Genomic DNA, 25890 nt, shown 5'->3' on the forward strand with positions numbered 1-25890 from the left:
GGGGCGGTCCGTGACGGCGCTGCCGACGTCCCAGGGGCAGGACGTCCCAGGATCGCGCCGTGCGCGCCTGCTCGCGGCGCTGCGGATCATCGCCGGGCTGCTGCTCGTCGTCGGGATCGCCGGCCAGTACCGCGTGAGCCTCGCCTACTGGCAGCGCATCCGCCTGCACGACCTCGGCCTGCGCACCGCGGACTTCCTGAGCGCCTTCACCCACGAGGCGAACCTCGCGTGCGGCGCGCTGCTCGTGCTGGGCGGCCTGCTGCTGCTGCGGGGCAGCGGTGCGACCTCCCGGTGGTACACGGTCCTCCGGCTCGCATTCCTGCCCGCGATCCTGATCGCCGGCATCGTCTACAACCTGCTGCTGCGGTCGGCGCCGGTGCCGCCCGGCTCGCAGCTCGACTGGGCGAACGAGGTGATGCACGTCGTCGCGCCGACCCTCGTGCTGCTCGACTGGCTCGTCGCGCCGCGTCGCCGGCGGCTGCCGTTCCGGACGGCGTGGTGGGCACTCGCGTTCCCGATCGGCTGGCTGGTCTACACCTTCGTGCGCGCACCGCTCGTGCCCGACGAGATCAAGGGCACGCCCTACTACTACCCGTACGGCTTCCTCGACCCGCACGCAGCGGGATGGGCACCGGTGCTCGTCCTGGTCGGGGTGCTGACGCTCGTCGTCCTGCTCCTCGGCGTGCTCGCTGTGGGCGCGTGGCGGCTCGAGGACCTCGTCGCTGCGCGTCGGGCGGGCCGGGTCGTCGTCGAGCCGGCGTCGGAGGAGCCGGCGGCGTCCACCCCGGCCGCCGGTCGGCGACCTCGACCGGCCGATCGATCCGGGTAGGCGAACCGGCTCCGCGGCAGCATCGCCCCACCCGGCTGCATCCCGTGGTCCGCCTCAGCCGCTGCTCGAACGCGAGCAGGTCTGCTGCGCCGCCGTCTGTCCGTTGAGGCCCGACAGCGCGGAGCCCGCCCGCTTCGGGCTCGCCGTCGGGGCGGGGCCCGAGGGGGCGGCGCTGGAGCCCTGCGTGCTCCGGGGCGCGGCGGACGGGGTGCTTCGCGGCGCCTTGACCGTCGTGCTGTACCCGCGGGTGGACGCCGCCAGCCGGACCGGCTGATCGGTCTGCACGCGGTGCAGCAGGGCCGACGCCAGCGCCGCGGCGGGGACGACCTTGTTCGGGTTCGCCGGGTCCGGCTCGGTCGGGAACTGCACGAAGACCATCTGCGAGGTCGGGATGCCCTTCACCGCGAGCAGCATCGACACGAGCGTGTCGATGCGCGCCATCGACGTGGACAGGGTGACCGCGGTCGCGGCGGTGGAGGCGAGCGCGTAGAGCCGCTGGGGGCTCGTCAGCGTGCTGCTGCTCGTCATCTTGCGCATGAGCGCCGACATGTACGCCTGCTGCGACGAGATGCGCGCGAGGTCGCTGCCGTCGCCGACGCCGTGACGGTTCCGCAGGTAGGCGAGCGCGGTTCGGCCCGTGATCACCGAGCGACCGGCGGGCAGGTCGAGCCCCGAGTACGGGTCGTGGATCGCGTGGTCGACGCAGACGGGCACGCCGCCGACGGCGTCCGCCATGGCGACCGTTCCCTGGAAGCTGAACTGGGCGGCGTACGGGATCGTCAACCCGGTCAGGTGCGCGACGGTGCGCGCCACGCAGCCGAGGCCGCCGCGCGAGAACGCCGTGTTCAACGGCATCTGCTGCACCGCTGCCGCGACCTGCTTCGACCGCGGATCGGGGCAGGCCGGCTGATCGATGACGAGATCGCGCGGGATGCTCAGCACGACGCCGCTGCGATGGTCGGCGGCGATGTGCACGACGATGTCGACGTCGTTCATCGTGGCCTGCCGCGCGGCACCCCAGGAGGACTGGCCGGGTGCGTTGTCGACGCCGACGATCAGGACGTCGAACCCGCCGGAGAGCGCTGCGGGGGCCGCACGCCCGCCGAGGTCGACGGCCCGGGACGCCAGCTCGTGCGAGAGCCGCCACGCGGTGATGCCGGCGATGGACGCCGCGCTGATGGCGAGCACGATCACCACGACGCCCGCGATGCGCAGCGCTGCGAGCGGGACCCGGAGGTCGTCGCGGCGGGATCGCGCACGATGTCGCTCCCCAGCGAGCACCGGCGCGTCGAGCCTCCGTCCCATGCGCACCCACCTCGCCTCCGCGCTGCTGCGGCCCTGTCGTGCAGACGGTATGGAAGCGGCGCTCAGACCGCGGTGAGCATCCCCCGGGCGCGCCGCGGTCACCGCGGGCGACACCGATCGGACACGCCCGGGCGCGCTCCTCACCTCGCGCGCGGCGGGGAGCACGGATAACGTGCCATGTGGGGAGCGTCGCTGTTGGGCGGCCCAGCCGGGTTCGACTCCCGGGCTCTCCACCACGACCGCCGGCCGCCCCTCGACGCCGCACCCTCAGCGTCACCTGACCGTCTCTCCCGATTGGCTTCTCCCGTCCTGAGCGAAGGAGAGCCGATGGCGATGACGACCGTGCTGGAGCGTCCGGCTCCCACCGCGGCCCCGCGGCTGCGGCGATCGACTCGGCTTCGGAACATCGAGCTCGGTCTGCTGCTGCTCGCCGTCGGCGTCTCGGCCTCGGCGATCCTGCTCGTGCAGCTCGGCGCGCTCGGCCGGATCGACTCACGGATCGCCGCGCTCACCGCCGTCCCGGCGGCCGCCGTGCTCGCGCTGCACGTCGTCCTGCGCTTCGTCGCCCCCGACGCGGATCCGTTCATCGTGCCGATCGCCACGGCCCTGAACGGGGTGGGGATCGCGGAGGTCTACCGCATCGACCTCTCCCCCACGGGCATCGCGAACCACACGGACGACGGCACCAAGCAGATCGTCTGGACCGCCCTCGCGGTGGCTGCAGCGATCGTGGTGCTGCTCGTCGTGAGGAACCACCGGCGACTGCAGCGGTACACCTACCTGAGCATGGTCGCGGCCGTCGTCCTCCTGCTGCTGCCGCTCGTGCCCGGCCTCCGCGTCGCGAACGCCGGCGCCGACGTCTGGATCCACGTCGGCCCGCTCAGCTTCCAGCCTGCGGAGCTCGGCAAGCTCTTCCTCGCCTTCTTCTTCACCGGCTTCCTCACCACGAGACGGGATGCGCTCGCCACGGTGGGGAGGCGGGTGCTCGGCCACCGGCTCCCGCGCGGCCGCGATCTCGGGCCGATCCTCGTGGTGTGGATCGTCGCGCTGCTCGTGATCGTCGGCGAGCACGCCCTCGGTACCGGGGTGCTCATCTTCGGCATGTTCGTCGCGATGCTCTACGTCGCCACCGGCCGTCGCAGCTGGCCGCTCTTCGGCCTGCTGCTCGCCGCCGCCGGAGGGTGGGCCTCCGCGCAGCTGCTGCCCTACATCGACGGCCGGTTCGTGAACTGGCTGAGCGCCTTCGACGGCGATCTCTACAACCAGCCCGGCGGCAGCTTCCAGCTGGTGAACGGCATCTTCGGCCTCGCGCACGGGGGCCTGTTCGGCACCGGGCTCGGCCTCGGCAGACCGGACCTCACTCCCGCCGCCGACAGCGACTTCATCGTCGCGTCCATCGGTGAGGAGATCGGCCTCGTCGGCCTGTTCGCCCTGCTCTGCCTCTACCTCCTCTTCGTCGCGCGCGGCCTCCGCGTCGCGTTCTCCGCCCCCGACGACTACGGCACGCTGCTCGCGGCCGGTCTCGCCTTCGAGTTCGCGCTGCAGTGCTTCGTCGTCATCGGCGGCGTCCTCCGGGTGATGCCCGAGGCGGGCCTCACCACACCGTTCCTCGCAGCGGGCGGGTCGTCGCTGCTCGCGAACTGGATGCTCGCCGCGCTGCTGCTGCGCATCTCCGACACCGTGCGCAGCGCACCTCGGACGACGATCTGACCGCGCTTCGGCCCGGAGCGATCAGCGCCGGCGCCCGATGCCCCCGTCACCCGGCGTCGCGACGCCGATCAGACGGTCGATCCGGGCGGTCAGCAGCCGGATCTGCTCGGTGAGCTCGCGGTGCTCCGACGGGTCCGTCGTGCGCTCGAGGTCCTGCTCGAGCGCCTCGAGGGCGAGGGCGAGCACGTGCAGGTCCCACACGGGCCGATCGACCTGCTCCTCGTCCGTCACGGATGGATTCTGACTCCGGGAGGTCGCCGCGGGCTGCGAGTCCCGCACCAGTGCCTCCACCGATGCGCTCGGGCTCGCGGCTCGACAGCGCCGAGCTCCAGCCCGGGTCGCGCCACGGGGAGTGCGGAGTCGCGACGCGGGCGAACGGGGAACCACGCCCGTCTCGCGTCGCACCCGCCTCGTGAGCGGGCCGGCTCAGCCGAGCGTGACGCCGCGGGCCCGCATGAAGGGGACGGGGTCGATGCCGGAGCCGCCCTCCCGGACCTCGAAGTGCAGGTGGCATCCGGTGGACGCGCCCGTGCTGCCGAGCTGCGAGATGACCTCGCCCGCGGCGACCCGCGTCCCGATGCCGACGGCGATGCTCGCGTTGTGCCCGTAGGCCGTCTGGATCCCGCCGCCGTGGTCGATGAGCACGAAGTTGCCGTAGGTGCCGAGCCAGCCCGCGTAGCTCACGGTGCCCGCGGATGCGGCGTGCACCGGCGTCCCGCAGGCGGCGGCGAGGTCGGTGCCGGCGTGGAACGGGCGCACCCCCTCGACCGGCGCGTTCGGGCGCGGCCCGTAGGGGTCGCTGATCCAGCCGCTCACCGGCAGGGCCCAACCGGACGCGCCCACCGCGGCGGACGCGCCTGCTGCTGCGGCACGGGCCGCGGCCGCGGCCGCTCTGCGCGCCGCCACGCCCTTGTCGTAGTCGGCCTGCGTCGCCCGGCGGTTCTCGCGGAGGACCGCGAGCTGCGCCTGCATCGTGGCCTCGTTCGCCTGCTGCGCCGCGAGGTCCTCGTCGGCGCGCTGCTGAGCGTCGCGGGCGCCGGCGAACGTCCGCTGCGCCGCCGCGGCCAGTCCGGCAAGGGCTGCGCGCACCGTCCGGGCCTGCCCGGCGACCGCTGCCGCCGTGTCGCGGTCGCGCCGCGCGGTGCTGGCGATGGCGTCGGAGGCCTTCGCGAGCTGCTGCAGCATCTCGAGACGGCTCAGCAGCCCGGTCCCCTGGTCGTCGAGCAGGAGCCGCGCGGTGAGGCTCGTGCTGCTCGAGCGGGCGATCCCCGCGGCCATCCGGCCGGCGCGGGCCGTCGAGCGGGCGGCGCGAGCCCGGCTCGCCGCGGCCTGCCGGTCGAGCTGCCAGGCACGGTAGGTCGACGCGGTGAGCGCCTCCTGCGCACGCTCGTACTCGGCCGCGCGCCGGTTCGCCTCGCGGCGTGCGCCTGCGGCGCGGCTCCGGAGCGACGCGAGGGCCTTCTCGAGACGGGCGATCTCGCGCAGCTTCGCCTGCTCGCTGGAACAAGCGCGCTCGACGTCGGACCAGCTCGGATAGGACTCGGCGCGAGCCGCCTGAGCGGGCAGGGAGACGGCGACCAGCAGGGCGGCGACGACCCACACGGCCAGGAGCACCAGCGGGAGGCGGCGCGCAGCGAGCGGAAGCAGCGGTCGTCCTTCCCCGAGCAGGATCCCTCCTACGTTAAGCCGGTCCGACGGAGCGGCGCGGAGGCGCGCGGGGCCGCGGCGGTCAGGCGAGAGGCTGCAGGTGTGCTGCGTCCGTCGCGGTCGATGCCGGAGCGACGTTCGGAACCAGCTCGATCCGGACGGCCTCCATGCGGAGCCCCCTCCCCACGGTGCCGGCCACGGCCCCGTCGATGCGCCAGGGCTGCCAGCCGACGCCTTGCACATGGGCGCGGTAGCGGACGCGGTAGTGCGCGGCCAGGGTCCCCGTGAGGCGCAGCTCGAACGCCTCGAGGCGCAGACCGCGCCCCGTCGTGCCGATCGGCGACGCCGACGTCGCCCACGGCTGCCACCCGATCCGCTGCACGTGGCCGCGCCACAGGAGGTCGCCCGACCACCGGCTGCCCGCCACCGACAGCCGGAGCGCCTCCAGCGAGAGCGAGCGGCCGGTCGTCCCTCCGGTCGCGCCGTCCGTGACGCTCGGCAGCCAGCCGATCGTCGCGACGTGGGCCTGGTACACGTCGCTGCACGTCATGTCGTGGTCGTAGGTGCCGTCGGTCCACTGCGCGAGCTGGACGGTGCCGCCGGAGAAGCCGCGCTGCACGCAGAGGTCGGACGCCTCGCTGGCGAAGTCGAGACGCCCCGCCGCCGACCACACGGGCACGGACGGGAGCGACCACGAGCCGGTGATGTCCCGCCAGCCGTTCGGGTAGGAGTAGACGCCGGAGCGGAGCCCCGCGTCGGTCAGCGCGACCAGGATCCCGGCGATGACGAACCGGTTCTCCTGCCGCTGCGTCGCTGTCGAGGTCGGCCACGGCTGTCGGGGGCGGGGCTCGACGTCGACCCACACGCGCTCCGGATGCCAGCGGACGCCGTTCAGGGACCCGAGCGCGGCGCGCCCCTCGGCGTACCCGACGTTCCGGAGCCGGTCGGCCCGGGTGCTGGAGGGCCAGGGACCGCCTGTGCCGTAGGTGTCGTACTGCGCCGGCGTGGGGAACGTGGCCACCAGGTACGCCTGCGCCCGGACGCGGTGATCGCGCACCCACCGCATCTGCTCGCCGAGGCAGGGGTTCTCTGTGAAGGCGAGCCCGTGGGTCAGCCCCACGACCACGAACGCGGTGGTCGCCGGCGGCATCGGGAGACCGCCCTGGCACTGCGGCCAGGACACGTCGTGGCCGTAGTCGACGGCGGCGGCGGGTGCGGCGAACAGCACGGCGACGGCGATCAGCAGCAGCACCCCGAGGAGCCGGAGCGCGGCCGTCCCGGGCCGGCGACCGGGTCGACGCGCGCCGGAGCGGGCCATTCTGCACCCCGATTCGAAGGAGGGCCGGATGGTCCCACTCCGTCGCCGGCCCCGCTAGGGGACAACGGCCGGTGCAGCGCGCTGCAGGCGCTGCTCACCGGGGTCGCGCAGGGTCCTCAGCCCTGGTGGGCGACCGGCACGGAGCTCGTCGGCGCCCAGTCGGGCTCCCCCGTGGGCCCCTCGTCGGCGTCCCGCCGCGTCGCGGCCTGGGGCTGCTGCGCGGGCTGCGGCAGGGTGCCGAGACGGTCGACCTGCTCGGTGAGCGCTTCGAGGACCGAGCGCAGCTGGATCTGCGCGACGTGGGCGTAGGTGCGGACGTACTCGATCTCGGGGACGGCCGGCCCGTGCAGCTGCTGCTGGGCGCCGGCGGTCGCCGCCGCCTCGCTGGCGCTCGCCTCCGCGCGGTCCAGGATCTCGCGGTACTGGGTGCGCGCGGTGAGCACCAGGTCGCGCGCGTACTGCTCCGCGTCGGCGATCGCCTTGTCGGCGATCAGCTGCGCCTGGGTGAGCAGCGACACGGCCCCCGTCGTGATCTCCTGCTCGAAGTCGGCGCCCGACGCGCCACGCAGCCTCGCGTTCTCGGCCCGCAGCGTCGCGAGCTCCTGGCGGGTGCTCGGCGTGGCGGCGCGCACCTCGGCGATCGCCTGCGCGAGCTGGCTCATGAACCGGTCGACCTCGAGCCGGTCGTAGGCCCCGTTCCTGTTCTTCGTGAACTCGATCGAGTGCACGTCCGGCAGGTGACTCACCGCGACGGCGAGGTCGTTCTCCGGCCCCGTCGCGGTGTCAGGAGCAGGGCTGTCGAGCTCGATCCCGTTCTGCATCACGCGTTATCCCCCTATTCGCTGCGCGGCAGCCCCGCCGGCTGCGCGTCATGACTGTGATGGTGCTCCGCGTGGCTGTCCTCGTCGAGGGTCGCGAACTGCTCGAAGCGGACGTCCGTGTGCGCGATTCCTGCGGCACGGAGGCGGGAGACGGTGTGCCGCACCATCTCGGGTGAACCGCACACGAGGGCGAGGAGCCCGCGCAGCGAGCCCGAGTCGGCTGCGGCGTCGCCGACGTAGCCCTTCCGACCGGGATAGCTGCGGTCGTCCGAGACCACCGGCGTGTAGGTGAACCAGGGGCGGGTCGCCAGGTTCTTCAGCAGCCGGTTCTCGTACAGGCCCCAGGGCAGCCGCGCGCCGTGGAACAGCTGGACCCGAGGGGCCCGTCCGGTCGCCTGCCACTCGTGGTCGATCCGCTCCAGGTGGGCCCGCAGCGGGGCGAGGCCGGTGCCGCCGGCGACCATGATCAGGTCGCGGTGGCGCTCGGTCTCGTCGAGCGTCAGCTCCTGACCGACGGCGGAGCCGAGCCGGACGGTCTCACCGACCTGGAGGGAGCGGACGATCGTGCTGCTCACCTGGCCGCCCGGGACCATCTGCACGTGGAGCTCGAGGCTGCCGTCGGGCCGCGGCGCGTTGGCGGGGCTGTAGTAGCGCCAGAGCCGTGGGCGCGCGGGGATCTCCATCGCCACGGACTGGCCGGGCGCGAACGGCAGGTGAGGCTCGGGGCGGACCTGGATCACCGAGACGTCCAGGCCGCGTCGCTCCACCGCCGTCACCTCGGCGGCCCAGGACGACGGGCTCGACTCCTCGGAGGCCTCGGCCGCCTGCACCATCACGGTGGCGATGACTCCGTAGGCGTCCGCCCAGTCCGACGCGAGCTCGGGCGTCCACTGCTCGCCGAGGAAGTGCTTGAGGGTCGCGAGCAGCGAGGCTCCCACGTGGTTGTAGTGTGCCGCGATCACCTCGAACCGCCGGTGGTCGCGGCCCAGCTGCTGGATGAAGGCGGTCACCTCGTCGAGCTGGTCGACGTTCGACACGATGCGCCCGAGCGCACCCACGAGCCGATCCCGCTGGGTGGCCATCGAGATCGGGAACATCGCCCGCAGCTCGGGGTGGGACAGGAACAGGTGGGAGTAGAAGTAGAGCGGCACCTCGTCACCGAGGCTCTGGGCGAGCGCCCACGTCCGCTTCAGCTCAGCGGTGTCCATCAGGCGTAGTCGGCGAGCCAGAGGTCCGGCCCGAACACCTCGTACTGGATGTCCCGCGCCGGCACGCCCCGCTCGATGAGCTGGGAGCGGACGGACTGCATGAACGGCAGCGGACCGCACAGGTAGTACTGGGCGTCGGCGGGCAGCTCCCGGTCGCGCAGATCCATGAAGCCCTGCTCCGCGTCGAGGCCGTCCGCGCCGGCGGTGTCGAGCAGCCACGTCGCCGCGGTGGCGTTCGGGAGCCGCTCGAGGTCGGCGAACACCTGCTCGCGCAGCGCGTAGGTGTCGGCGGAGTCGTCCGCGTGGAGGAACAGGACCTGACGCCGGGTGCCGCTGCCCACGAGGTGCGAGAGCATCCCGGCCATCGGGGTGATGCCGATGCCGGCGCTCGCGAGCACGAGCGGGCGATCGGTGTACTCGAGCACGACGTCGCCGAAGGGGGCCGACAGCTCGAGCTCGTCACCGACCTGCACCTGGTCGAGGAGCAGGTTCGACACCTCGCCGTCGGGCTTGCCCGGCGTGCGGACACGCTTCACCGCGAAGACCCGGTGCTCGCCGTCGTCGGCCCGCGTGAGGCTGTACTGCCGGGGCTGCAGGACGCCGTCGGGCATGCGCAGCCGGACCGTCACGTACTGGCCCGGCAGCGACGGCTTGACGTCGTGGTGGTCGAGCGGCTCGACGACGAACGTCACGGTGTCCGCCGTCTCCTGGGTCCGCTCGGTGACGCGCCACCGGCTGTAGACGGTCTCGGGGGTCAGCCCGACCGCGCCGTAGAGTCCGCGCTCCTGGTTGATGAGCATGTTCGCCATCAGCCAGTAGACCTCGCCCCACGCGCCCGCGACCTGCGGCGTGACGGCGTCGCCCAGCACGTCGCCGATCGCCCACATCAGGTTCTCCGCGACGACCTCGTAGTGATCCGGCTGCACGCCGAGCGAGGCGTGCTTGTGCGAGATCCGCGACAGGAGGTGATCCGGCAGGTTCGTGGGGTTCGACACGAGGTAGCCCGCGAACGCGGCCACCGAGCCGGCCAGCGCCTGCTGCTGGCGACCGTCGGCCTGGTTGCCGCGGTTGAAGACGCCGTCGATCAGCTCCGGGTGCTGCTCGAACAGGTGCCGGTAGAACCGGGTCGCGATCTCCTCGATGTTCTCCCCGACCACGGGAAGCGTCGCCTGGACCACAGGCAGTGCAGCATCCGACAGCATCGCCGAAACCCCCTTCGCATCCGAGCGCGTGCGCCTCCGGGTGCTTCCCCGACAGCGGTGCGCAGCGCCTCAGCGCATCCAGCCTGCGGCGCAGACACCCCCGAACGCTGGGAAAGAACCTAACGGTGCGGGAGACGCGGGAGCAAACGAACGATGGGCGACACCGTTCGCGCGCCTCGGCCGGCGCCGACCGACAGCCTCACGCGGGTCGGAGAAGCAACACCACGAGGGCCAGGACACCCGCGACCACGCAGTAGACGGCGAACGGCAACAGGGTCTTGGTCCGGAAGTACCGGTCGAGGAAGGCGACGGCGAGCAGCGCGCCGATGAAGGAGGCGACGCTTCCGGCGAGCATCTGCCCGCGGATCCCTGCCCCGAGCGGGCCGAGCAGGTCCGGGACCTTGAGCACGCCGGCGGCAAGGATCACCGGGGTCGCAAGCAGGAACGAGAACCGGGCGGCTTCGCGGTGCGTGAGTCCGGCCGCCATTCCGGCGACCATCACGACACCGGAGCGGCTGATGCCGGGCAGCAGGGCGAGGATCTCGGTCGCACCGATGAGCACGCCACGGCGGATCGAGATACGCGAGATGGCCATGTCGTCCTCGACCGGGTTGCCCGGGGCGACGGCGAGCCCGTCGACCGCCCGCTCCGCACGGGCGCCTCGGCGGCGGAGCCGCTCGCCGACGAAGAGGATCACCCCGTTGACCACGAGGAAGGCGGCCGCGGGCAGCGGCTTGCCGAGCACCGTGCGGAAGAGGTGCTCCAGGAGGAGTCCCGCGATACCGACCGGGATCGTCGCAAGGATCAGCAGCCAGATCATCTTCTCCGCGGTGGTCGCGATGCGCCGATGACGGATCGAGGAGATCAGACCACCGATCAGCCGCAGCCAGTCGCGCCAGAAGAAGAGGATGAGGGCCAGAGCAGTGGCGACGTGCAGGCCCACGATGAACGCGAGGTACGGCGACTCCGGGGCGCTCACGCTCAAGTCCTTCGCCCACTGCCCTCCCACGAGCGCAGGGATGAGCACCGAGTGCCCGAGGCTCGAGACCGGGAACAGCTCCGAGACGCCTTGAAGGGCTCCCATGACGATCGCTTCGAGGTAGGTCATGTGGTGGTGCATGGTGGGAGCCCTTTCAGCTGGACCGTGCGGCGAAGGAGCGGCCCTGATCGGAGAGACCGGCCGACGCGGCGCTACTTCTACTGGCATCGTAGAAACCGGCGCCGCGCTGTGCCGACGCGACATGCCCGTGGCAACGGGTCCGCGCGAACGGATGTCGCGAAATCGTGGCCGGCCTCCGCTCGGGGACGCCTGCCGTCGCTCGCCCGGCGTGGTTGCGAGACGGCACGGATGGCGAGCGGCGAACCACACGAGAGCGCAGCGGGCCGTCGCTGCAGGGTGGAGCCGCGCACTGCGCCGTCCTACCGGCAGGGCTACGGCCGGTACACGTCGCCCCGGCTCGGGCGGGCGCGCATCGCGGCTGTGACGAGCGAACGCATCGAGGCGTGGGTCGCGGCGCTGGCGGGCGAGCGACGGTCCCCGGCGACGATTCGAAACCGTCCGTAGGGCGGACGGGACTTGAACCCGTGACCGACGGATTATGAGGTCCGAGGCTGCCGGAATTGGCCTGTTTCAGCTCGGCAGTGTTGCAGCTCCCCCGGTGGGCGGCTCCTTTCGGAGCACAACACGTCTCGACAAGGCCAGCACCGGCGTAGGTCCGTTCCCTGTCCGCTTCCTGTCCGGTGTCGGTGGCCCCTGTGACCGTGGGCACCGTGAGCGCCAACCGAACCGCCCCCGTGTTCCGCACCGCTCCCGAGCTGACCCACCAGCTCCGCCGGGTCATCGACCTGTTTCCGAAGATCACGGGTCGGGCGCTCGAGATACCAGCGGACCGGGCGGAGCCGGTGAACCTCGCGCTCGTCTACGCTTTCGCGGCGCACACGGTGGAGATGGCCCGTGGCGCGCTGGCGCTCTACGCCGCCGGGCTGCCGTTCGCGGCGGTTCCGGTCATGCGCACCGCGATGGAATGCGCCATGACCGCAGCCTGGCTATCCGTCGCGCCCGAACAGACCCGCAGCTTTCTCTACGCGGGCGCGGTCGACCGGCGTAAGGCGCTCAACGACATGGCCGCGCTGCGCCTCGTCGACGTCGAGGAGGCGCTTGCGGAAGCGCGCGAGCTCGTGACCGAGCTCAAGGCGGACGAGACGGATGCGGGCCGACTGATCCGTCTCCGGATGGAGGAGCTCGCCGGCGGAGCGGCGCTGCACGTCGACTACCGCGTGCTGTCCGGCCTGTCGCATCCCTCGCCGCTCATGGCCGACGAGTGGCTCGAGCAGGTCGAGCAGTCTGCAGCCGCACCGCTCGGACTCGGGTTCCGGGAGCGACCGGGCCTAACGCCGGCGTGGACGACGGCCGGCCTCGGGATCCTGCTGTGCATGGTCGTCCACGCCGAGACCGCACTCGACTCGATCCTGCCAAAGCCGCGCGCACAGAGTCAGCTCCGCACGCTCGCGCGCCAACTCGGCATCAGCGACACCATCCGACTCGCCGAGGACAGCGCCGGCACTACTGCGGATGCGCCGCCTGAATCAGCAGGCCGAGGCCAGCGAGAAGCCAAGGCAGAGCGCCCAGCACGAACCCCCAGGCAGCAGTCTTACGACGGCCGAGCCGCTGCGCGCGGCCGAGGCCGACCCACCCACTGATCAGCGCAACCAGGGCCACCGGCAGTGCGAGGAAGATTCCGATGACGGTGAGCGTGAGGCAGGCGTCGATGATGCCGAAGACCAGAGCGACGACGGCCGCGCTGTTGCGCGCGGCGGGTGCTACCGGAGCGGCAACGGCGGGCTGACGGAAGTCCTCCCAGTCGGAGCCGTTCCAGTAGCGCAGCATCGCCGGGTTGCCGGGCTCGGGGTACCAGCCGGGGTTGGCGGCGGGCGCGTTCGTCGTCATGGTCCGGAGCGTAGGGGCTGCGTACCGCATCAAACAGGAGCGTTGGGGCGCTGTGGATTACTTGTCGCGGAGGTTCTAGTCGCGCGCGGCCTCGAGGTCGAGCAGCTCGCGCTGCTGCCCTCGCAGGTGGTTGCCGATGAGCTCCGCTGCCCCTAGCTGCTCCTGCTGGAAGGCGTCGCGCTCGATTCGCTCGTGCTCGTCGCGCTCAGCTGCGGAAGGGAAGCGCTGGCCGCAGAGGAAGCAGGCGGGCTGACCGAGCTGGGACAGCCGGAGAGTGCGTGGTGCGGTCGTCGTCGTCTCCGTTCTCGGAGTGCTGCTCGGAGCGGTCTGCGTCGGCGGCGAGGGCAGCGCCCTGTTGCCTCGCCCACACCCCCCTACCCTCCGCTTTCGGTCACGAGCGGGCGGTCCCCATACGCTGCCCGTCGCGGCGTGCGGCCGGAAAATCGCGAAAATCGGGACCGCCTCGCTACTCGGGGTCGATGATCAGGAAGCCGTTCGCTTCCCTGTAGTGGCCCTGCATGATGCGAAGCCAACCCTCGTGCTTCTCCGGTCGCCTGCGGTGGCCAGATCCGCCCGCGTCCGGAGACGTGTCGAGCCACAGCCACCACACCGCCTGAATCCGGTACTTCGCATCGATGAGCTGCTCGCACGCGGCCTCAAGGTCGCCCGGACGCAGGACCGGGTTGGTAGCTCGGCCGACCGCGGCCTTCGCCCACGGAACGATCATCCCGGTCCAGCCGCCCTGGCCCTCGGTCGGCCACCAGGCGTTGTGGATAATCGAGTTCCGCCGCCGATGTGCTGTGGCAGCAAACGCCAGCGCGCTTTTCACCGCCTCCCAGACTTCCGTGGACAGTCGGACTACCTCGAGCATGGTTCGGCAGCCCTCGATCAAACGGCCGAGCTCGTCCGGTGCCACGTAGGCCGCATAACCTCCGGGCAGCACCAGCGACAGGTAGAGCTGATGGACGACGAGGTGGAGCTCCGCGTCGGCTATCGAGACGCGGCCGACGCCCCGCTCGAGCAACTCGCGAGACAGCTGCGGGGGCGGGTCGCTCACAGGCCGACGCTAGCCGGGGTGGGACACAAACCGTATGAGCGATGCCCACCAACTGCCCCCAGGGCCGGCAACGGCCACCAGCGCCAGCGCGCCGACGCCGCGCAGCGAGCACAGCGCGCGTGGGCCCTGCGCGTGGCCGGCGCGACCTGGGAGCAGGTAGCCAAGTTCGTTGGGTTCTCGGACGCCTCGACGGCCCAGCGCGCCGTGCGGAACTTCTTCGGCGAGACGCCGCAGCAGGACCGCGAGGAGCTGCGGCACCTCTTGCGCCAGCGTGGCGAGGTCCTGTGGCGGCAGGCCCGGCGCGACATGCTTGAGTCTCGTCCCGGCGCGGGGTTCCGCGAGTAGGGCGGACGGGACTTGAACCCGTGACCGACGGATTATGAGTCCGCTGCTCTAACCGGCTGAGCTACCGCCCCGCCGCTCACCCTAGCCGGGAGCGCCGTCTCCCTAGGCTGGCGCGGTGAGCGACTCGTTCCTCGACCTCGGCAGCGCCCGGCTCGCCTACTCGCTCGAGGGCGGCGACCGCGGCCGGATGCTCGTCGCGCTGCACGGGCTCACCTCCTCCCGTGCGGTCGAGGAGGCGGGGCCGTTCCGCTGGTCGGCGCTCGCGTCGCCCGACCGGCGCCTGCTGCGCTACGACGCCCGCGCGCACGGCCGCTCCACCGGGCGGCTCGAGGCGGACGACTACCGCTGGGATGCGCTTGCGCAGGACCTGTTCGCGCTGCTCGACGAGGTGGCCGCGACCGGACCCATCGACGCGCTCGGTGTCTCCATGGGCGTCGGCACCCTCCTCTGGGCGGCGACCGAGCGCCCCGAGCGGTTCCGACGGCTCGTGCTCGTGATCCCGCCGACGGCGTGGGCGACCAGGGCTGCGCAGGGCGCGGTCTACGAGGCCGGAGCGCGGTTCATCGAGGAGCGCGGGCTCGACGCCTTCGTCCACGGCAGCGCGGCGCTGCCGCCGCTGCCGATCCTCGAGGCCGGCGGCTGGTGGCCGACGCCGCCGCCGGATGTGCGGGAGGACCTGCTGCCGACCGTGCTGCGAGGTGCGGCGCGCACCGACTTCCCGTCCGAGGACGCGGTCGCGGCCCTGCCGCACGAGGTGCTGCTGCTGCCGTGGCCGGACGACCCGGGCCACCCGGTCTCGACCGCGCAGCGGCTCGCCGAGCTGCTCCCGCACGCGGCCCTCGAGGTCGCCCGGACCCCGGCCGCTCTGAGGGCCTGGCCGGAACGGATCGCGGCGTTCCTCGACGTCTGAGCGGCGTCAGCCCGTCGGCTGCTCGTCGCCGGAGGGCGCCCGGCCGATGCTGAGCCAGCCGGACCCGCCGCCGACCGCGCCCCGGCGGCGCTGCTCGCGCATCGCCTGCAGCTGCCGCTCGATGTCGGCCGACGACCGCCCCTTCGCGAGCTGGTGGTCGAGGTCCTCGTCGGGCGTGGCCGTCTGGTCCTGCACCACACCGCGGGCGATGAGGTCGTCGGTGGCGGCGGCGCGCGCCTGCATCTGGCGCACCTTGTCCTTCGCCTGGTCGACCGCGCGCCCCACGCCGTTCAGGTCACCGCTGATGCCGGCGACGCTCTCGTTCGCCTTCACCTGCGCGGCCGAGGCGGTGTAGGTCGCCTTCAGCGTCTCCTTCTGCGTGCGGAAGGCGGCGACCCGCGCCGACATGCGCCGCTCGTTCTCGACGAGCCGCTCCTCCTGCTGCGACAGCGTCTCGAACTGGCCGCGCAGCTGCACGATCTCCTGCTCGAGACCCGACCGGCGCTCGAGGGCGATGCGGGCGAGGTCCTCGCGGCCCTGATCCATCGCCTCCTGCGCCTGGTCGCCGAGCCGCTCGTAGCGGGCCCCGATCTCCTCGCCCTGCAGCTCGAGCCGCTTGCGCGCGGTGGCGACCTCGGCGAGACCGCGGCGCAGCTGCGCGAGCAGGTCGAGCTGGCGGTCGTAGCTGTCGTCGAGCGACTCGCGCGGGTCGTCGAGCCGGTCGAGCGCGCGGTTCGCCTTGATGCGGAACAGGTTCCGCATGCGGGTGCCGAGGTTCATCAGATCGCTCCCTTGGTCCAGGTGGGCGGGGTGGGCAGCCCGCTCGGGTCGCGCAGCCGGTCCTGGCCCGCGCGCAGCGCGGCGACCTCGCGCGCCACATCGGCACGGAGCTCGCTCATCGCGCCGTCGGAGGCGGCCTGCAGCCCGGCGGCGACGGCGGCGCGCAGGTCGCGCACGAGCTCGACGAGCTCGCCGACCCGCTGCCGGAGCGCCGGCAGGGCGGCGCGGAGCCGGTCGCGGTCGTCCTCGTCCTGCAGCACCCGCAGGTGCTGGTCGACGACGCGGGCCTCGGCCTGGATGCGCTTGAAGAGCGCGGGCGCCTCACCGGGGAAGCCGGAGCGCGTGTCCGCCGTGCCGATCGCGGTGCGGCCGCCCTCGACGGCCTGCAGCAGGTCGAGCCGCAGCCGGACGACGTCGCGGCGCGGCCCGGTCTCGCGGATCATCCGCATCCGCAGCGAGGCGGCGGTCACCGACGCGCTGCGCCGGACCCGGCGCAGGGCGACCACGGCCGAGGTCACCGCGGCGCCGACCACGACGGTCGCGCTCGCGCCGCCGATCAGCAGCGTGTCGAGCACGGCCGTCCCGACGGAGACGTCCATCAGCGTGCCGATCATCGCGACCCTCGAGCCATGCGGGCAGGGTACGCCGGTCCGCTCGGGGCGATGCGTCTACTGCGCGAGCCGGAGACGGGCCGCGACGACCGACTGGGCCGCCGCGCGCAGCTTCGTCGCGAAGCCCGGGTCCGCGGTCGCCTTCGCGGTGAGCGCGTCCGACATCGGCCCCATGTCCTCAGGCACGATGTCGAGGACGAGGTCGCCGCCGGCGTCGACGAAGCGCACCGCCCGCTCCCCCGGCGACCAGGCCTTCAGGGCGACGGCCGCGCCCACGTCGTCGGTCATGACGACGCCGGAGAAGCCGAGCCGGGTGCGGAGCAGGTCGCCGATCACGACCGGCGAGAACACCGCCGGGCGACCGGGGTCGATCTTCGTGTAGGTCGCGCTCGAGATCATCACCGCGGCCGCGCCGGCGGCGATACCCGCTTCGAACGACCGCAGCCGCGGGCTCGTCTCCGTGATCGTGTCGTCGACGACCTGCGCCGTGGTGTCGGTGTTCGCGGTGACGCACCCGAGACCCGGGAAATGCTTCACCGTGGTGGCGACGCCGCCCTGCGCGAAGCCCCGGACCGCTGCGGCGACGGAGGTCGCGGCCGCAGCGGGGTCGTCGCTGTACTGGCGGTCGAGCGCGGCCACCGGCGGGTTCGTGATGCCGGGGCACGGGGTGTCGGCGACCGGGGCGAGGTCCAGGTCGACGCCGGCGCGACGGAGGGCGCTCCCCCAGGTGGCGGCGGACGCCGTGAGCCGGCCCGCGCCCCACGTGCCTTGGGTGACCGCACTCGGGATCGCGCCGAAGTCGGCGCCCTGGAGCACCTGCACCTCGCCGCCCTCCTGGTCGGTGGCGACGAGGAGCGGCAGCCCGGCGGGCGCGGCGGCCTGAGCGGCGGACACCGCGCTGCCGACCGTCGCGACGCTCGCGGTGCTGCGCCCGCGCACCATGACGCCGCCGAGCGCATAGCGCCGGACGACGCCGGCCAGACCCGGCAGCTCGTCGACGGTACCGGCGGTCATGAGCACGGTGCCCGCCTGCTGCCGCGCCGTCATGCCGCCGACGATCGCGGCGGCGCGGCCCGCGATCGTCGTCGCGCTGGGCGACGGGGTCGCCACCGGCGGGGCGACCGTCGCGGTGGGCACGGTCGGCGCCGGGGTGGCGGTCACCCTCGCAGAGGGCGTCGAGCGGCTCGGCGCCGGTCCGCTGCACGCCGCGAGCGGCAGCAGCAGGAGCCCGGCGGCCGCGACCCGGAGGACGGCGGGCGCGCGTCGGCGACCCCGGGGCGCGCTCAATCCGCGATCGCGCTCCGGGCCCGCTTCGCGAGCGAGCGGAACTGGTCGCGCAGCTTCTCGGTGAGCGGCGGCACCTCGGTGACGGGGTCGGCGACGTCCTCGCCGCGGTACAGCCGCTCGAAGAACGTGATCGTCGTGTCGATGTCGTGGGGCTCGAGCAGACGCAGCGACGCCTGCTGCATGACGAGGCGCTCCTCCTGCGGCATGCGCAGCACGCGCTCGAGGCGGTCGGCGAGGCCGTCGACGTCGCGCGGCGGGAAGAGGTAGCCGTTCTCGCCGTCCCTCACGAGGTGCGGCAGCGCCATCGCGTCGGCGGCGACGACCGGCAGGCCGGACGCCATGCCCTCCATCGTCGCGATGGACTGCAGCTCGGCCGTCGATGGCATCGCGAACACGGTGGCGCGGGTGAGGATGCGCCGCAGCTCCTCGTCGCTCACGCGGCCGGGGAAGTGCACCCGCTCGCGGATGCCGAGTCGCTGCGCCATGTGCTCGAGCGCGCGACGCTGGTCGCCGTCGCCGACGATGTCGAGCTGCGCGTCGAGGTCGGCGGGCAGCTTCGCCACCGCGCGGAGCAGGTCGGGCAGCATCTTCTCGCCGGTGACGCGGCCGCAGAACACGATGCGGTTGTCGGGCTTCGGCTCGAAGTCGGGCGTGTAGTCGCTCATCCGGATGCCGCACGAGATGGCGTGCACCCCGCGCAGACCCGTCTTCGACTCGAGGTACGCGGCGGCGCGCTTCGTCGGCGTCGTGAGGAACGCCGCCTTGCGGTAGAGCCGGGCGACGTCCTTCCAGGCGACCGCGATCGCGAGGGGCCAGACGAACTTGGGCAGCGGCGTGTGCTCGATGAGGTTCTCGGGCATGAAGTGGTTCGTCACCACGAGGGGCGTCTTCGCCTTGGACGCCTCGGTGATGAGCCCGCGCCCGATCAGCATGTGCGACTGCGCGTGCGCCACATCGGGCCGGATCTCCCGGATGATGCGGCGGGCGTGCCCGTGGATGGCCCAGGGGTGGACGAACCGGAGCCAGTCGTGGAGCGGCCACGGGATGCTCTTCAGCCGGTGCACCGTGAGCGTCTGCCCGAGGTGCACCTCGCGGAACGCGCCCTCACGGCCGTCGTGGCTCTGCGCGATGATGTGCATGTCGTGGCCGCGGGCGGCCAGGCCGGTCGCGAGGCGGATCGTGAAGCTCGCCGCGCCGTTCACGTCGGGTGCGAAGGTGTCGCCACCCATCAGCACGACGAGAGGGCGTTCGGACGCCGCGGGCGCACCGCTGTCCGTGGTGTCGCTGATGGCGGATCCCCTCGACGGTCGAGCCCCCCGAGGGTCCGGAGGGCGGTTCGGGCCGCCTCGACGGTAGCGCAGAACCCCGGGAGCCCCGGCAGGACCCCGCGGCGCGCCTCAGGGGGCGGGTTCGGTGATGGACTGCAGCTGCGGGTGGTAGCGGGCCAGCTGGAACACCCCGAACACGGCGACCGCGCCGGTCAGCAGGAAGAGGATCGGCGCCCACCACGGCGCCCCGGCGGCCTCGTGCAGCACGACGACGCCGATGCCGACGGCGACGATCGGGTCGACGACGGTGAGGCCGGCGATCACGAGGTCGGGCGGCCCGACCGAGTAGGCGGTCTGCACGAGGTAGAGGCCGCCGAAGCCCGCGGCGAGCAGGCCGAGCAGGCAGACCGCGGTGAGCAGGTCGAACTGGGACTGCAGGATGCGGTTGATCACGGTCTTCGCGATCGTCGCGACGAATCCGTAGAGCACGCCCGCGCCGATGATGTACGCGATCGGCGTCATCCGCTTGCGGAAGATCGCGTAGAGGGAGCCGAGGACGACGAGCACCACCGCGAGCGTGAGCACGATGGTGAGCAGGTCGGCGTCGGAGATCGGCAGGTCGGTCGCGACGAAGGCGGCGACGGTGACGAAGACGGCCACGCCGCCGACGCAGAGCGCGATCGCCCGGACCGTCCGCGGGTTGAGCGGCGTGCGGGTGACGCGGGCGTTCAGGATCGCGGTCACGACGAGGGCGATCGCGCCGAGCGGCTGGACGACGATGAGCGGCGCGAAGCGGAGGCTCGTCAGCTGCAGCACGATCGCGAGGCCGAGCATCACCGTGCCGAGCACCCACGACGGCCGGCGCAGCAGCGCGAGCAGCTCACCGAAGCCGAGGCCGTCGCCCTGCGCCCCGGAGCGCTCCTCGACCTTCGTCACGCCCCGCGACTGGAACTGCGCACCGAGGCTGAGGAAGACCGCGCCGACCAGGGCGATCGGGATGCCGACCGCCTGAGCCGAGTTCAGCGACACCTCGAGGTGGAGGCGCGCGAGCACGGCGAGCGAGGGCGGCACGGCTGCACTGTACAGACGGAGGACTCCCGGGGCCGCTCGATACGCTGGAGTCCCCGATGGACGGGCCGCGGAAGGGCCGAGATGACCGTACTGCCGATCCGGATCACCGGGGATCCGGTGCTCCACACCCCGGCGAAGCCGGTGACCGAGTTCGACGAGTCGCTGAAGGCGCTCGTCGCCGACATGTTCGAGACGATGGACAAGGCGCCCGGGGTCGGGCTCGCCGCCCCCCAGGTCGGGGTGCCGCTGCGGCTGTTCGTCTACAGCTACGAGCACGACCCGGCCGGCCCGCAGCGGGGCGTCGCCATCAACCCGGAGCTCTGGCTCGCGCCGACACCGATCGGCGAGCCCGACGAGGACGCCGAGTCGGAGGGGTGCCTCTCGGTGCCCGGCGAGCGCTTCGCGCTGCGCCGCTCCCCCGCCGCGCGCATGGTGGCCGTCGACCTCGACCAGCAGCCGGTCGAGGTGAGCGCTTCGGGCTGGTTCGCGCGCGTGCTGCAGCACGAGTACGACCACCTCGACGGCACGCTCTACGTCGACCGGCTCGACTTCCTGCACGCGCGCCGCGCGCGGAAGGCGATCGCAGCGAACCGGTGGGGCAAGCCGGGCAACGCCTGGCTGCCGGGCGTCGACGACCTGGAGGCGTGATGGACATCGAGCACGAGGCCGACCGCTCCCGCTACGTGGGACGCATCGATGGTCAGGTCGTCACGGTGCTCGACTACGCCGACAACGGCAGCGTCGTCTCGATGACGCGCACCTTCACGAATCCGCCGTTCCGCGGGAACGGCTACGCGGCCTTGATCGTCGCCCACGCCGTCGACGCGGTGGAGGCGAAGGGCAAGCGCATCCGCCCGATGTGCTGGTACGTCGCCGACTGGTTCGAGGCGCACCCGGAGCGCGCCGCGCTGCTCGCCTGAGCCGCCTCGGCCTGCTGCTCGGCCCGCGCTCCGCGCCGGTGTCAGCGCCGGCTGAGGTCGACCCCGTGCACGCCGTTGTGGTGGCGGATGGTCGGGAAGGTCGCGGCGATCGAGAACCCGACGCCGGGCACCTCGGTCGCCGTCACCGTGCCGCCGAACACCGCCGCTCGCGCCCGCATCTCGTTGAGGCCCGCGCCGGTGATCTCCTGCGTGAGGGCGCGGAGGTCGTCCGCCATGCCGTAGGCCAGCTCGGCCGCCTCCTCCTCGGGCGACAGGTTCTGGGCACGCACCGCGCTGCGGAGGCCGTCGTCGTCGACGCGCACCGCGAGGCCGCTCGCCGTCCAGGTGAACACGACGTGCGCCTCGGTGCCGGGACCGCCGTACTGCAGGCAGTTGGCGAGCGCCTCCTGCAGGGTGCGGTACACGGCCAGCTCGGCCGCGCTCGAGAGCTCGTACGGCTCACCCATCTCCTCGAAGCGGATCCGCAGCCCGAGGTCGCGCATCACGTCGAGCAGCTCCCGCGCCGAGCGCAGCTGCGGCTGCGGCACGTCGTCGGCATCGCTCTCGCGGACGAGGGTGAGCACGCGACGCATGTCGGCGAGGGCGCTGCGCCCCGTCTCGACGATGCCGCGCGCGGTACGCGCCGCCACCTCGGGGTCGCCGGACGCGGCGTAGGCGGCGCCCTCGGCGTGCGACACCATGCTCGACACCTGCCGTACGCCGACGTCGAGCAGCTCGCGGATGATGCGGAGCCGGCCCGCGAGGTCGGCGATCGTGAGCTCGAGGCGGGCGGCGTCGGCATGGGTCGCGTGGCGCTCAGCACGGAGGCGGCGCACGGTTCGGGCCGAGCGGAGCCAGAGGAGCAGGAGCACGACGGTCAGGACGAGCAGCACGCCGGCGACGAGCGCAGCGAGGGGGAGGATCTGCACGCTGCGGAGTCTAGGCAGGCGGCGACGCGCCGCCCTAGAGGACGGGGAGCGCCGCGCCGGACCGCGCTACACTGTTCCGGCGCGACATCGCCCCGTCCGCATTCCTCGATAGCTCAATTGGCAGAGCAGCCGGCTGTTAACCGGCAGGTTCTTGGTTCGAGTCCAAGTCGGGGAGCAAAAGCTCCTCCTGATCAGCCCTTCTTCGGAAGGGCGGATCTGCGTTTAGCGCTTCGTCATCACTTCGTCACCACTTTGGTGTCGGTGCGGCGACTCAGGCCGCCTTGGCTGAGCGTCCGCCATCCGTGCGTGTCGGGCACGCCCACCCCCGACGAGGCGAAGCCAGCCGGCTGGTCCGGCGCGCGCTTCCAGCACGTCAGCGACTGGCAACCGACGGGCATGCCCGTCTTCGTTCCGTCACTGCCCCTTGATTCGCGCTCCGCGCAGGATGTTGGCCGCCTTGTAGAAGACGGTGCCGCCGGCTACCGCGAGCTGCTGCCCGGCGAGGTCGTAGTCGGGTAGGGGGATCTGCAGCAGTGCCCTCGGTGCTGTGGTCGAGGTGGCCGACACGGCGATGAGCCGTGCGTACGGATAGTCGCAGGGACCAGCCGCAATGTCCTCGATCGCCCAAAGAAGGCCTCCTGCGTGAACGACCCCGCGCACCCCGAGACCCAGCCTCGCGCTCCACAGAATCTGCCCCGTGCGTGCCGAGAGCCGGGCCAGGGAGTTGTACCCGGTGCCGTAGCAACCGTTCGTGCTGCCGTCCTGGGTGTTGTAGGTCACGAAGAGGCTCGCGCTGTCGGCCGACATGAGGAAGACGTACTGCGGGAGCGTGTGGTGCGGGATCCTGGTCGACCAGGTCGCACTGCACACGGACTTTCCACAACCGGCCGCGGAGAACTCGGAGACCCCGGAGAAGGTCATCACGAAGATCCTGCCGTCCGCGGCGACGGGGCCACCGGTGGCGACCGAGGACGACCACAACCGTTTGCCCGTCAGCCCGTCGAACGCGACGAGCCCCTCTCCGTCGACGACGAACACCTGCCCTCCGGTCACGGCCATGCCGTCGATCGCGGGAGGGTTCTCGCGCGGGTTCTGCGGCGCGGGCACGTGCCAGAGGAGCTTCCCATCCGAGAGGCGGAAGGCGACGACGGCGTTCTGGGCCCCGCTGACGTACACCTGCTTGCCGTCGCTGTAGGGCTGGAGCGCCTCGGTACTGCTGCCGTTCTCGGACGGCAGCGCACTGTGCCAGACGATGCGCCGGGTGGAGAGGTCGATGGCGATCACCCCGCCGGGAGTCGCCTGGTGCATATAGGTCGGGCCGCCCCAGCGGTAGCCGATCAGTAGTCGATTGCCCGTCACGGTCATCCCGTGCTCAGGGAGGAGGTCAGGGGGTATCGGCAGCGTCCAGAGCACTGCGCCGGTCTTCACGCTCAGGGCGAGCAGCGACGGCGCCCTCGTGATGGTCCAGTCCGAGGTCATGTAGGCGACACCGTTCACGATGACGGGCCCCTGCTCGTAGATGCCCGCGTCGACGCCCAGCTTCCACCGGAACGCCACATACGGCGCACTCGATGCGGTGAGCGCGGTCTCTCCCGCATTGACCTCCGCGTTACCGGCGTTACCGGAACTCGTCGCCCACCGATCCGCGGGGACGGTGGAGGCGCTTGCACCGGTTGCGGCACTGAGACCGACCAACAGAATGGCAGTTGCAAGCGCTGTGGCAGCTATCGCGACCGCTTTGCTCGGGCGAAGTGCAGCGCGGAGTCGGGCAGGGCTGGGCGAAGGGCGCACATCATCCTCGGAAGATTCGGGTTGACCTATTCCTAGAGGGCGCGATCAACGGGGTCAAGCAGTGATCACCTATGCCTACGACCGGATGCCGCCGTTAGGAGGATCACACAAGCCTGATCAGGCGCAGCCCCATCTACTCGTCGGTCATACACAGCCCATCGCCTTCCCTTTCCGCCTCCTAACACTCCCCCCTCCCTCCGCCTTCTTACCTCTCCCCTATCCTTTTCGCCACCCATTGACCCCCTCGCACCTCCTCATTTTCCTTCCCTTCCGCTCGCTTCCCCGTCCTACGCTCATCCACCTTCCTTCCCTCCTCAGCACCACTCCGCGTCCCCTCAACCAACACTGACCACCGAACTCACTTGCCCTGTCCTGGCCTGCCACCTGTACTTCCGAACCACCCGCTCACAACTTCAAGTTGTGTGTGGGTGGTTCGGAAGCGGCGCCAGCCGAGGTGGCAGGCCAGGACAGGGCAAGACGCACCAAAACCCCTCGCAAGACCCATCGCACCCGACGAGGCACCTCGCGAGGGGTCTTGCGAGGGGTCTTGCGAGGGGTGTGCCGCCGAGGGGTGAACCGCTGAATGCGTGCCGGTGGCTCGCAGCGACCGGCGTGGTCGCTGGCGCGGGCCCCTGCTGTTCGTAACCTGACGAGATGGTCGAGCGGTGGGTGCAGAGTCCTCAAGAGACGGAAGGTCGATAAAACCAACGCCTGGCCGCAACTCGCGGAGTCCATGGGCTCGGTGCGAGCCGTGCGCGTTGTAACCCACGTGAAAGCCGCAAGTGGGCGTTGACGCGCCACGAATGAAGAGGAGGAAAGACGCTGCTGGTCCGCCCCCCAACGTCCCACAAAGGATCGGGGTTCTTCGGCGCGCTCGCCAAAGGGGCGGACTACGGGTGCGTGGTGGTGGAGATTGTGCCGAAGACGCTGGCGAAGATGCCGAGGTAGACGAGGGTGACGGCGGCGTAGCCGGCAAGGAACACCCACAGGGCTGCCAGTCCCCGCCCGGTTCGGGCGTGGACGACGACCTGTCGGCCGACGACGTAGACGACGCTGAGGAAGCTCCATGCCCACGGGAATGGTTGAGCTATGCCGCGGGCGCGGAGGGTCTTCCAGTCGAAATAGGACAGCACCACGATGGCCGCCATCAGGACTAGGCCGAGCAGTTGGCTGGTGAGCATGGTCACGAGCAGCCCGGCAGGCAGGGCCGGATGGCTCGGGTCAGCGCGGAGTGTGGCGGCCTGGTGGGCGAAGGTCTGGAACGACAGCAGCGGCGGCAGCGACACCGGCAGCATGAGCGCCGGCAGGAGCACCAGCACCCAGTTCATCCAGGTGTTCGTCGAAGTACCGGGTGGCAGCGGTGGCTGATGCACCGCGCCGGGCCGAGGGGCATCGGACCGACGGTGGTCAGTCCACGTGCCGCCGTCCCACCACCGCAGGTCGCCTGCGCCAGGGCCGTCGCGATACCAGCCGGGCTCTGGTTGCCCGGCTGGCACCGGTTCGCTCACTTGACGGTGCTGGCCGTGCTCAGCATGTGCGGCAGCACCGCCACATCGATGACGATGCTGAGCAGCAGGAAGATCACGCTCAGGATCAGCGCCGTCATCGCCAGCCCGTGCCCGCGCTCGCCCGTGCGGCGGATCTGTGACAGCGAGATGATCCCCAGCACGATGCCAGCCGGGGAGAAAACGAACGTGAAGATGATTGCCAGGATCGCCATCACGTTGAATCGCGTGGACGATGCGGGGGCAGTCGAGGGCTGGTCGTATGCAGGCGAGTTCGCCATCAGATGCTCCAAATGCATTGGGTGATGCGACGTCCGGGGGTCGACGCCGAGCACAGCGATTCTCCTCAACCCGTACGAGTGCACCACCCCCCGAACAGGGGACAACCCACCAACTCGCCACCCCCCAGAAGACGAAGTGGCCTTCGAG

The 25890-nt window shown here is 71.9% G+C and carries 25 protein-coding genes, 2 tRNA genes and 1 pseudogene; 8 read left to right on the forward strand and 20 right to left on the reverse strand.

Going from position 1 to position 25890, the window contains the following annotated elements:
• The first annotated feature begins 10 nt into the window (after positions 1-10).
• The gene (locus QDR37_RS00245; protein WP_279711533.1) at positions 11-829 is read left to right on the forward strand and encodes a Pr6Pr family membrane protein; all 819 of its coding nucleotides are present in this window, start codon (positions 11-13) and stop codon (positions 827-829) included.
• Between the two features lie 54 nt (positions 830-883).
• Here QDR37_RS00245 and QDR37_RS00250 read toward each other — a convergent pair whose 3' ends face one another.
• The gene (locus QDR37_RS00250) at positions 884-2134 is read right to left on the reverse strand and encodes an LCP family protein (protein ID WP_279711534.1); all 1251 of its coding nucleotides are present in this window, start codon (positions 2132-2134) and stop codon (positions 884-886) included.
• A gap of 327 nt (positions 2135-2461) precedes the next feature.
• On the opposite strand from QDR37_RS00250, the gene QDR37_RS00255 reads away from it, so the two are divergent.
• Positions 2462-3844, forward strand: a complete 1383-nt coding sequence (locus QDR37_RS00255; RefSeq protein ID WP_279711535.1) for an FtsW/RodA/SpoVE family cell cycle protein — start codon at positions 2462-2464, stop codon at positions 3842-3844.
• A 21-nt stretch (positions 3845-3865) separates the two neighbouring features.
• Here QDR37_RS00255 and QDR37_RS00260 read toward each other — a convergent pair whose 3' ends face one another.
• The 7 genes from QDR37_RS00260 to QDR37_RS00290 form a co-directional block, all read right to left on the reverse strand.
• Positions 3866-4075, reverse strand: coding sequence for a hypothetical protein (locus QDR37_RS00260; RefSeq protein WP_279711536.1), 210 nt, complete (start codon positions 4073-4075; stop codon positions 3866-3868).
• A 195-nt stretch (positions 4076-4270) separates the two neighbouring features.
• Entirely contained in the window at positions 4271-5458 is a 1188-nt protein-coding gene (locus tag QDR37_RS00265) for a M23 family metallopeptidase (RefSeq protein ID WP_279711537.1), read from the reverse strand.
• Between the two features lie 115 nt (positions 5459-5573).
• The gene (locus QDR37_RS00270) at positions 5574-6743 is read right to left on the reverse strand and encodes a hypothetical protein (RefSeq protein WP_279711538.1); all 1170 of its coding nucleotides are present in this window, start codon (positions 6741-6743) and stop codon (positions 5574-5576) included.
• A 182-nt stretch (positions 6744-6925) separates the two neighbouring features.
• Entirely contained in the window at positions 6926-7633 is a 708-nt protein-coding gene (locus QDR37_RS00275) for a hypothetical protein (protein WP_279711539.1), read from the reverse strand.
• Positions 7634-7644: 11 nt separating this feature from the next.
• On the reverse strand, positions 7645-8838 hold the full coding sequence (locus QDR37_RS00280) for a globin domain-containing protein (RefSeq protein ID WP_279711540.1): 1194 nt from the start codon (positions 8836-8838) through the stop codon (positions 7645-7647).
• Entirely contained in the window at positions 8838-10040 is a 1203-nt protein-coding gene (locus tag QDR37_RS00285) for a globin domain-containing protein (RefSeq protein WP_279711541.1), read from the reverse strand. The genes QDR37_RS00280 and QDR37_RS00285 overlap by 1 nt, the downstream gene beginning before the upstream one ends.
• 199 nt (positions 10041-10239) lie before the next feature.
• On the reverse strand, positions 10240-11148 hold the full coding sequence (locus QDR37_RS00290; protein WP_279711542.1) for an undecaprenyl-diphosphate phosphatase: 909 nt from the start codon (positions 11146-11148) through the stop codon (positions 10240-10242).
• A 662-nt stretch (positions 11149-11810) separates the two neighbouring features.
• Here QDR37_RS00290 and QDR37_RS00295 point away from each other — a divergent pair.
• Complete coding sequence (locus QDR37_RS00295) at positions 11811-12740, forward strand: DUF5677 domain-containing protein (RefSeq protein WP_279711543.1); 930 nt, start codon at positions 11811-11813, stop codon at positions 12738-12740.
• A gap of 133 nt (positions 12741-12873) precedes the next feature.
• Here QDR37_RS00295 and QDR37_RS00300 read toward each other — a convergent pair.
• A pseudogene (locus QDR37_RS00300) lies at positions 12874-13017 on the reverse strand (DUF2510 domain-containing protein); the annotation flags it as partial.
• Positions 13018-13453: 436 nt separating this feature from the next.
• On the reverse strand, positions 13454-14044 hold the full coding sequence (locus QDR37_RS00305; protein WP_279711544.1) for a hypothetical protein: 591 nt from the start codon (positions 14042-14044) through the stop codon (positions 13454-13456).
• 132 nt (positions 14045-14176) lie between these two features.
• Between QDR37_RS00305 and QDR37_RS00310 the strand changes: the two genes are divergently transcribed.
• Positions 14177-14389, forward strand: a complete 213-nt coding sequence (locus tag QDR37_RS00310) for a hypothetical protein (protein WP_279711545.1) — start codon at positions 14177-14179, stop codon at positions 14387-14389.
• On the opposite strand, the gene QDR37_RS00315 is transcribed toward QDR37_RS00310, so the two are convergent.
• A tRNA-Ile gene (locus QDR37_RS00315) sits at positions 14387-14460 on the reverse strand. The genes QDR37_RS00310 and QDR37_RS00315 overlap by 3 nt on opposite strands.
• A gap of 44 nt (positions 14461-14504) precedes the next feature.
• Between QDR37_RS00315 and QDR37_RS00320 the strand changes: the two genes are divergently transcribed.
• Positions 14505-15299, forward strand: a complete 795-nt coding sequence (locus QDR37_RS00320; protein WP_279711546.1) for an alpha/beta fold hydrolase — start codon at positions 14505-14507, stop codon at positions 15297-15299.
• Positions 15300-15305: 6 nt separating this feature from the next.
• Here QDR37_RS00320 and QDR37_RS00325 read toward each other — a convergent pair whose 3' ends face one another.
• From QDR37_RS00325 to QDR37_RS00345, 5 genes are all read right to left on the reverse strand, one after another.
• Positions 15306-16079, reverse strand: coding sequence for a PspA/IM30 family protein (locus QDR37_RS00325; RefSeq protein WP_279711547.1), 774 nt, complete (start codon positions 16077-16079; stop codon positions 15306-15308).
• Positions 16079-16693, reverse strand: a complete 615-nt coding sequence (locus QDR37_RS00330) for a hypothetical protein (RefSeq protein WP_279711548.1) — start codon at positions 16691-16693, stop codon at positions 16079-16081. Before QDR37_RS00330 ends, QDR37_RS00325 begins: the two co-directional genes overlap by 1 nt.
• A 54-nt stretch (positions 16694-16747) precedes the next feature.
• On the reverse strand, positions 16748-17851 hold the full coding sequence (locus tag QDR37_RS00335) for a glycoside hydrolase family 3 N-terminal domain-containing protein (protein ID WP_279711549.1): 1104 nt from the start codon (positions 17849-17851) through the stop codon (positions 16748-16750).
• Positions 17852-17973: 122 nt separating this feature from the next.
• Entirely contained in the window at positions 17974-19206 is a 1233-nt protein-coding gene (locus QDR37_RS00340) for a glycosyltransferase (protein ID WP_279711550.1), read from the reverse strand.
• Positions 19207-19374: 168 nt separating this feature from the next.
• Complete coding sequence (locus tag QDR37_RS00345; protein WP_279711551.1) at positions 19375-20316, reverse strand: DMT family transporter; 942 nt, start codon at positions 20314-20316, stop codon at positions 19375-19377.
• Positions 20317-20397: 81 nt separating this feature from the next.
• Between QDR37_RS00345 and def the strand changes: the two genes are divergently transcribed.
• Positions 20398-20964 (forward strand): peptide deformylase, encoded by a 567-nt coding sequence (def, locus tag QDR37_RS00350; RefSeq protein ID WP_279711552.1) that lies wholly within the window; start codon positions 20398-20400, stop codon positions 20962-20964.
• Positions 20964-21236, forward strand: a complete 273-nt coding sequence (locus QDR37_RS00355) for a GNAT family N-acetyltransferase (protein ID WP_279711553.1) — start codon at positions 20964-20966, stop codon at positions 21234-21236. The genes def and QDR37_RS00355 overlap by 1 nt, the downstream gene beginning before the upstream one ends.
• A gap of 41 nt (positions 21237-21277) precedes the next feature.
• Here QDR37_RS00355 and QDR37_RS00360 read toward each other — a convergent pair whose 3' ends face one another.
• Positions 21278-22165 (reverse strand): histidine kinase, encoded by an 888-nt coding sequence (locus QDR37_RS00360; RefSeq protein WP_279711554.1) that lies wholly within the window; start codon positions 22163-22165, stop codon positions 21278-21280.
• Between the two features lie 102 nt (positions 22166-22267).
• Between QDR37_RS00360 and QDR37_RS00365 the strand changes: the two genes are divergently transcribed.
• Positions 22268-22340: transfer RNA gene (locus QDR37_RS00365), tRNA-Asn, on the forward strand.
• Positions 22341-22579: 239 nt separating this feature from the next.
• Here QDR37_RS00365 and QDR37_RS00370 read toward each other — a convergent pair.
• The 3 genes from QDR37_RS00370 to QDR37_RS00380 all read right to left on the reverse strand — a co-directional run bounded on the left by QDR37_RS00370 (position 22580) and on the right by QDR37_RS00380 (position 25796).
• Positions 22580-23860: a PQQ-like beta-propeller repeat protein gene (locus QDR37_RS00370; RefSeq protein ID WP_279711555.1), complete on the reverse strand. Its 1281-nt coding sequence runs from the start codon at positions 23858-23860 to the stop codon at positions 22580-22582.
• Positions 23861-24846: 986 nt separating this feature from the next.
• Positions 24847-25284 (reverse strand): hypothetical protein, encoded by a 438-nt coding sequence (locus tag QDR37_RS00375; protein ID WP_279711556.1) that lies wholly within the window; start codon positions 25282-25284, stop codon positions 24847-24849.
• Positions 25285-25460: 176 nt separating this feature from the next.
• Entirely contained in the window at positions 25461-25796 is a 336-nt protein-coding gene (locus tag QDR37_RS00380) for a DUF4190 domain-containing protein (protein WP_279711557.1), read from the reverse strand.
• Positions 25797-25890 lie beyond the last annotated feature (94 nt).

The organism is Amnibacterium sp. CER49 (genome assembly GCF_029846255.1).
GTDB lineage: Bacteria > Actinomycetota > Actinomycetes > Actinomycetales > Microbacteriaceae > Amnibacterium.

Bases quoted from the DNA above. Each gene is read 5' to 3' on its own strand.
- QDR37_RS00255 (WP_279711535.1), top strand. From the start codon at position 2,462: ATGGCGATGACGACCGTGCTGGAGCGTCCGGCTCCCACCGCGGCCCCG.
- QDR37_RS00330 (WP_279711548.1), bottom strand. From the start codon at position 16,693: ATGATCGGCACGCTGATGGACGTCTCCGTCGGGACGGCCGTGCTCGAC.
- QDR37_RS00375 (WP_279711556.1), bottom strand. From the start codon at position 25,284: ATGAACTGGGTGCTGGTGCTCCTGCCGGCGCTCATGCTGCCGGTGTCG.
- QDR37_RS00285 (WP_279711541.1), bottom strand. From the start codon at position 10,040: ATGCTGTCGGATGCTGCACTGCCTGTGGTCCAGGCGACGCTTCCCGTG.
- QDR37_RS00340 (WP_279711550.1), bottom strand. From the start codon at position 19,206: ATGGGTGGCGACACCTTCGCACCCGACGTGAACGGCGCGGCGAGCTTC.
- QDR37_RS00325 (WP_279711547.1), bottom strand. From the start codon at position 16,079: ATGAACCTCGGCACCCGCATGCGGAACCTGTTCCGCATCAAGGCGAAC.
- QDR37_RS00280 (WP_279711540.1), bottom strand. From the start codon at position 8,838: ATGGACACCGCTGAGCTGAAGCGGACGTGGGCGCTCGCCCAGAGCCTC.
- def (WP_279711552.1), top strand. From the start codon at position 20,398: ATGACCGTACTGCCGATCCGGATCACCGGGGATCCGGTGCTCCACACC.
- QDR37_RS00250 (WP_279711534.1), bottom strand. From the start codon at position 2,134: ATGGGACGGAGGCTCGACGCGCCGGTGCTCGCTGGGGAGCGACATCGT.
- QDR37_RS00290 (WP_279711542.1), bottom strand. From the start codon at position 11,148: ATGACCTACCTCGAAGCGATCGTCATGGGAGCCCTTCAAGGCGTCTCG.
- QDR37_RS00355 (WP_279711553.1), top strand. From the start codon at position 20,964: ATGGACATCGAGCACGAGGCCGACCGCTCCCGCTACGTGGGACGCATC.